The 6,040-nt window shown below is 66.6% G+C and carries 8 protein-coding genes and 1 pseudogene; 7 read left to right on the top strand and 2 right to left on the bottom strand.

Going from position 1 to position 6,040, the window contains the following annotated elements:
• The 7 genes and pseudogenes from A5756_RS26570 to A5756_RS22940 form a co-directional block, all read left to right on the top strand.
• Positions 1-266 (top strand): annotated as a pseudogene (locus tag A5756_RS26570) (hypothetical protein); the annotation flags it as partial.
• Between the two features lie 4 nt (positions 267-270).
• A complete protein-coding gene (locus A5756_RS22965) occupies positions 271-1,419 on the top strand; it encodes a thiolase family protein (protein WP_066957774.1) in 1,149 nt (382 codons plus the stop codon).
• 122 nt (positions 1,420-1,541) lie between these two features.
• Complete coding sequence (locus A5756_RS22960) at positions 1,542-2,135, top strand: TetR/AcrR family transcriptional regulator (RefSeq protein WP_066957772.1); 594 nt, start codon at positions 1,542-1,544, stop codon at positions 2,133-2,135.
• A gap of 17 nt (positions 2,136-2,152) precedes the next feature.
• Positions 2,153-2,668, top strand: a complete 516-nt coding sequence (locus A5756_RS22955) for a hypothetical protein (RefSeq protein ID WP_066957770.1) — start codon at positions 2,153-2,155, stop codon at positions 2,666-2,668.
• 130 nt (positions 2,669-2,798) lie between these two features.
• Positions 2,799-4,070: a cytochrome P450 gene (locus tag A5756_RS22950; RefSeq protein ID WP_066957768.1), complete on the top strand. Its 1,272-nt coding sequence runs from the start codon at positions 2,799-2,801 to the stop codon at positions 4,068-4,070.
• Positions 4,067-4,255, top strand: a complete 189-nt coding sequence (locus tag A5756_RS22945) for a ferredoxin (protein WP_046181688.1) — start codon at positions 4,067-4,069, stop codon at positions 4,253-4,255. The genes A5756_RS22950 and A5756_RS22945 overlap by 4 nt, the downstream gene beginning before the upstream one ends.
• A gap of 60 nt (positions 4,256-4,315) precedes the next feature.
• Complete coding sequence (locus tag A5756_RS22940; RefSeq protein ID WP_231989117.1) at positions 4,316-4,549, top strand: DUF1330 domain-containing protein; 234 nt, start codon at positions 4,316-4,318, stop codon at positions 4,547-4,549.
• Between the two features lie 4 nt (positions 4,550-4,553).
• Here the strand turns inward: A5756_RS22940 and A5756_RS22935 are convergent, their stop codons facing one another.
• Both A5756_RS22935 and A5756_RS22930 read right to left on the bottom strand, forming a co-directional pair.
• The gene (locus A5756_RS22935; protein WP_066957765.1) at positions 4,554-4,754 is read right to left on the bottom strand and encodes a ferredoxin; all 201 of its coding nucleotides are present in this window, start codon (positions 4,752-4,754) and stop codon (positions 4,554-4,556) included.
• 13 nt (positions 4,755-4,767) lie between these two features.
• Entirely contained in the window at positions 4,768-5,973 is a 1,206-nt protein-coding gene (locus A5756_RS22930; RefSeq protein WP_066957762.1) for a cytochrome P450, read from the bottom strand.
• Positions 5,974-6,040 lie beyond the last annotated feature (67 nt).

Below are 6,040 nucleotides of genomic sequence, written 5' to 3'. Positions count from 1 at the left end.
CCAGTAAACGACGGCTCCCGCCGCTCCGCGAAAGCGGCATACGCCGCGGCCGCGTCCGCCGTCGCGAAATTGCCCACCTGAGCGCGGGCCTCGTTGGCCAGCGCGTCGCGCAAGGTGCTGTCGGCTCCCTCGTTCAGCAGAGCCTTGGTGTGGGCAATTTCGCGACGGCGGACGCGGCCGCGGCGTATGCCGCTTTCGCGGAGCGGCGGGAGCCGTCGTTTACTGGCCGGTGGGCGCTGTCGAAATCGGAGAAGGAAGCGGAGTAGGGATATGCGGGAAACAGTCATCGTCGAAGCCGTGCGTACAGCGGTGGGGAAGCGCAACGGCGGCCTGTCCGGGATGCACGCCGCCGACCTGTCCGCCGTCGTCCTCAACGAACTCCTGCAACGCACGGGTGTCGACCCGCAGATCATCGACGACGTGGTCTGGGGATGTGTGTCCCAGGTGGGCGACCAGTCGAGCAACATCGGCCGCTACGCGGTGCTGGCGGCCGGATGGCCCGAGACCATCCCCGGGACCACCGTCAACCGGGCGTGCGGCTCCAGTCAGCAGGCGCTCGATTTCGCCGTGCAGGCGGTGATGTCCGGTCAGCAGGACGTCGTCGTCGCCGGCGGTGTTGAGGTCATGAGCCGCGTTCCGCTGGGTTCGGCCAGGGCGACCGGCATGCCGTACGGCCCGAGGGTGCTCGCCCGCTATGACGGCTTCTCCTTCAACCAGGGCCTGTCGGCCGAGATGATCGCCAAGAAGTGGGGATTCTCCCGCACCCGGCTCGACGAGTACTCCGCCCAGTCCCACGAGCGGGCCGCCGCGGCCCAGGACGCCGGCGCGTTCACCGACCAGATCGTGCCGGTGTTCACGGAGGACGAAACGGTCGTTTCCGCCGACGAGGGAATTCGGCGGGGGACCACGGTCGAGAAACTCAGCGGACTCAAGCCGGCCTTCACCGAAGACGGGGTGATCCACGCGGGCAATTCCTCGCAGATCTCCGACGGCGCGGCCGCGCTGCTGGTGACGACGGCGGAGATGGCGGTCGAGTTGGGGCTGACGCCGCTGGTTCGCTACCTGGCCGGGGCGGTGACCGGGGCGGATCCGGTCCTGATGCTCACCGGGCCCATCCCGGCGACCGAGAAGGTGCTGAAGAAGGCCGGCGTAGGCCTCCCAGAAGTGGGCGCCTTCGAGGTGAACGAGGCCTTCGCGCCGGTGCCGCTGGCATGGCTCACCGAAACGGGGGCGGACCCCGGACGGGTCAACCCCCTCGGTGGTGCCATCGCGCTGGGGCACCCGCTGGGCGCTTCCGGTGCGGTGTTGATGACGCGGATGGCTTACCACATGCGCGACAACGGGATTCGCTATGGGCTGCAGACCATGTGCGAGGGCGGCGGCACCGCCAACGCCACCCTGGTCGAGCTCGTGCGGTAGTCCGGCGGCCCAGCCGCAGGCCGAGAAATGGCGCCCCCGGGTGACCCTTGTCACAGCGGGCAAACTAACCTACTGTGTGTTCACTAGGTTGGTTCGGCCCGCCGATCGGTCAAAGGAGTCCGGTGCCCGACGCACGGCGATATGACACGTTGCTCGCGAAAGGCGAGGACCGCAAGCAGCGGATACTCGACGTCGCTCAACGGCTGCTCACCCACAATGGCTGGCGCAGCACCACTCTCGCCCAGATCGCCGGCGAGGTCGGGGTCACCCCCGCAGGATTGCTCCATCACTTCGAGTCCAAGGAGCAGCTGCTGCACGCCGTCCTCGACGCGCGGGATCTCGACGACGACCTCCATGCCGACCGGGCCGGGGATCTGTTTGCCCAGATCGCCCAGGTCGCCGATCGGTTCAACCGGGCACCCGAGCTGGTCGGAACGTTCACCGTGCTGCTGGTCGAAAACATCCTTCCCGACGCTCCGCTACACGACCGGATGCTGGCCCGGCATCGCGCCGCGACCGACATCGTCGCCGACCTGATCCGCCGCGGGCAGGCGGACGGCCGGTACCGCAGAGACGTAGACCCCGCCGTCAAGGCAGTGGAAATACTCGCCTTCGTCCACGGAATGGAAACCACATGGTTGCTCGATCCATCGATACCGCTAACCGAGGTGTTCAAGCAGTACGCCGAGACTCTGGCGCGGGACTTCGCCCCGTAGAAGAGCGTCGCGAGGACATGAGATATCGGCTCGACGTGGTCGCCGCCACCGTCGTCGACGTGGTGCGGTTCGCCGGCGGCTGGCTTTTCGACCGGGCGATGGCCGGGTGGGACGTCACCGTGCTCCTGGCGGACCTGGCCGACCACGCCGACGACCGGCCGCTGCAGATCCTTGGCGCGCGTGTGGTCGATCTGGAAGACGCGTTGGCGGCGGTGCAGTCTCGTCCTCGTCCTCAGGCCCTGGCGGCGGCGGCGGACTTGTTCGGCTGCGACCCGCGGGTGCGGCAAGGGGTGTTGCAGGCCCTTGATCACGGCGTCACCGAGGTCACGCTGTGGGGGGAGAACTGGCCGGCCGAGCTCGACGAGAGTGTCGGCCTGGTGCAGCACCGGTTGAGCATGGCCGCCCACACGTTCAAAGCCCAGGCCCTGGCCGCCGCCGCGGTGCGCCACGGCTCGATCGGTCACGTGGAGACCTTCCGCAGCGGGCTGCTGGCCTGGCCATCGGTCGCCGCGGATCTGGTTCCCGCCAGCTAACGCCGCACACCGCCCCCTCGCACCCTCGGCGACGGCCGACCCCTCGTTGACGACCAACCAGGCCGTGTGGAAATGTAATACTCATCTGCGAGAGGCACGTTCTCGCTAGCCGAGATTCAAGGAGCGGGAGATGCCGAACGAATTCTCCGAGTTGGACTTCTTCCGCGGCAGCGAGCTGATCGAAGACCCGTACCCCTATTACGAGGCGCTGCGCCGGCAGTGCCCCGTCACGCGGGAGAGCCATCACGACGTCACGATGATCACCGGTTGGGACGAGGCGTGCGCGGTGCTCAACGACGCCGAGACGTGGTCCTCATGCGTCTCCGTCACCGGCCCGTTTCCCGGCTTCCCGGTACCGCTGGAGGGTGACGACGTCACCGAGCTGATCGAGAAACACCGCGACGAATTGCCGTTCAGCGACCAGCTGCCCACCCTCGATCCCCCAACCCACACCAACCACCGCTCGCTGCTCATGCGGCTGATCACCCCGAAGCGCCTCAAGGAAAACGAGGACGCCATGTGGGTGCTCGCCGACCAGGTGCTCGACACGTTCCTGGCGCCCGGCCGCGGCGACTGGATCAAGGGCTTCGCCGGCCCCTTCACGCTGCTGGTCATCGCCGATTTGCTCGGCGTGCCCGAGGAGGATCGCGACAAGTTCGTCAAGGGCATCCGCGACCACTCGGGCGGCGGCGTCGGGGGCACCAAGGGCTCACTGGCGCACAGCCCGCTGGAATTCCTCTACGGTCTCTTCTCCGACTACGTCATCGACCGCCGGCGCGAGCCCCGCGACGATGTGCTGACCGGCCTGGCCACTGCCACCTACCCGGACGGCTCGACCCCCGACGTGGAGGACGTGGCGCGGGTGGCCAGCAACGTCTTTTCGGCGGGCCAGGAGACCACCGTGCGGTTGCTGGGCGCGGCGTTGCAGACGTTGGGGGAGCGGCCCGACATCCAGGCGCAGTTGCGCAAGGACCGCAGCCTGATCCCCAACTTCATCGAAGAGTCGTTGCGCCACGAGAGCCCGGTCAAGGGCGACTTCCGATTGAATCGGGTGCCCGCCAACGTCGGCGGCGTCGACCTGCCCGCGGGCACCACCGTCATGGTTGTCCAAGCGGCCGCCAACCGTGATCCCCGCCGGTTCGACGACCCCGCCACCTTCGACCCTGCCCGCAAGAATGCCCGCCAGCACATCTCGTTCGGGCGCGGTATCCACAGCTGCCCCGGCGCGCCGCTGGCGCGCGCCGAAACCCGGGTGGCGATCGAGCGCCTGCTCGACCGGACGTCTGACATCAGGATCAACGAAGACATGCACGGCCCGGCGAATGACCGCCGCTACCAATACGTTCCGACGTACATCCTGCGCGGCCTGACGGAACTGCACCTGGAGTTCACGCCGGCATGAAAGTCACAGTCGACGACCAGCGCTGTCGCGGTCACGGCGTCTGCACGACGCTGTGCCCGGAGGTGTTCAGCCTCACCGACGACGGTTACGCGGAGGCGATACCATCCGACGTCCCAACGGAATTCGAGGCCGCCACCCAAGAGGCCATCGAGTGCTGCCCCGAACAGGCCATCAGCAAAATCTAAGGAGATTCAGTGGCGAAAGGGTACGTCATCCTCACGGAGGCCATCAAGGATCCGGAGGGCATGAAAGCCTATGCGCAGGCCGCTGGTTCGGCCTTGGCCGGTGCCACCATTCTCGCGGTGGACACCGCGCCCAAGGTGATCGAAGGCACCTGGCACGGCGACCAGACCGTCGTGCTCGAATTCGAATCGGTGGACGCGGCGCGCGCGTGGTACGAGTCCGAGGGCTATCAAAAGGCGGCGAAACTGCGGCAGGCGGCGGCCGACTGCAACGCCGTCATCATCGCCGGTTTCTGACCCGCTACTCGCCCACGATCGAGATGGCCTGCCGGGGGCATTGACGAACGGCCTCGCGCACGTCGGCCTCATTCTCCGGGGTGACCTCCTCCTGCAAGACGGTCAGCATGTCGTCGTCACCGAGGAGAAAGATCTCGGGATTGATGCCCATGCAGACACCATTGCTCTCGCAGAGCCCCCAATCGACTTCAATTTTCTTCGTCACGGCAACAACCCCCTTACCGAAGCACCTTGACGGGCACGTTCTTCCAGCCCGCGACGTTTTGCATGTTCACCCGTTTGCACCCCGCCCAGTCCACCTCGTAGCGCGGCATGAAGTCGAGGAGCCGCTCGAGCGCGATCCTGCTTTCCAGGCGGGCCAGCGCGGCGCCGAGGCAGCTGTGGATTCCGTATCCGAGACCGAGATGCTGTGCCTCGGTCTGGTCACGCTCGATGTCGAACGTGTCGGCGTCGGTGAAGGCCTCCGGATCGCGGTTCGCCGCTGCGCCGCAAAGGAACACCGGCTTGCCCGGGGGAATTACGCCACCACTGACGTGCGCCTCCCTGAGGGTGTAGCGGACGTTGTACTGCACCGGACCCTCGTAGCGCAGTAGCTCTTCCACCGCCCCCGGGATCTTGTCGCGGTCCTCCTGCAGCTTCTGCCACTGGTCGGGGTTGCGGGCGAAGATCACCGCCGCGTTGCCCATCAGTTTGGTGACGGTCTCGGCGCCCGCGCCGCCCAGCAGCGTTGCGAATCCGCAGATCTCGATGTCGTCGAGCTTGCGCAGCTGGCCGTCTTCGCTCGGGATCTCGGCCGCGATCAGCCGGCTGATCATGTCGTCCTGCGGTTCCTGGCGCCGCTCCTGAACCAGGCTGAAGTAGTACATCGCCGTGTCGATGTTGGCCTGCATGCCGGCTTCGCTGATCTCGATCTGACCCGGTTCGTGGGAAAGGCTGGTGTCGATCCAGTGGCGCACCTGCTGGCGGTATTCCTCCGGCACCCCGGCCATCCGGGTGATGACTTCCACCGGGAACGGCCCGGAGAAGTCCTGCACGACGTCGAAGTTGTCAGGGTCGGCGGCGCCCAGGTACTTGTCGATCACCTCGACGATCGTCTCGCGCTGGGACTGGATGGCACGCGGGGTGAACGCCTTGTTGAGCAGACTGCGCATGTGGCGGTGCTCCGGCGGATCCATGAAGATGATCGACTTCTGCTCGGGGGCTATGCCCCGGCGCACCATCGCCAGGTCGCAACCGCGCGCCGAGGAATAGGTCTCGAAGTCCTTGAACGCGGCCGCGACGTCCTCGTGGCGGGTCAGCGCGTAGAAGTCCTCTTTTTCGTCGTAGTACAGCGGCGCTTCCTCGCGCATCCGTCGATAGGTGTCGAACGGGTTATTGAAGTAGTCCTCGGAGTACGGATCGAAGACGACCTTCGGTTTTGTCACTGAATCCTCCTCAGCGGCGAGGGCGGGCTGAAACCTTTACAGCGGAGTCGTTCACTGTAACGGTAAC

Source organism: Mycobacterium sp. 852002-53434_SCH5985345, from assembly GCF_001667155.1.
Taxonomy (GTDB): Bacteria; Actinomycetota; Actinomycetes; order Mycobacteriales; family Mycobacteriaceae; genus Mycobacterium.
This window is presented reverse-complemented; position numbering and strand designations above follow the sequence as displayed.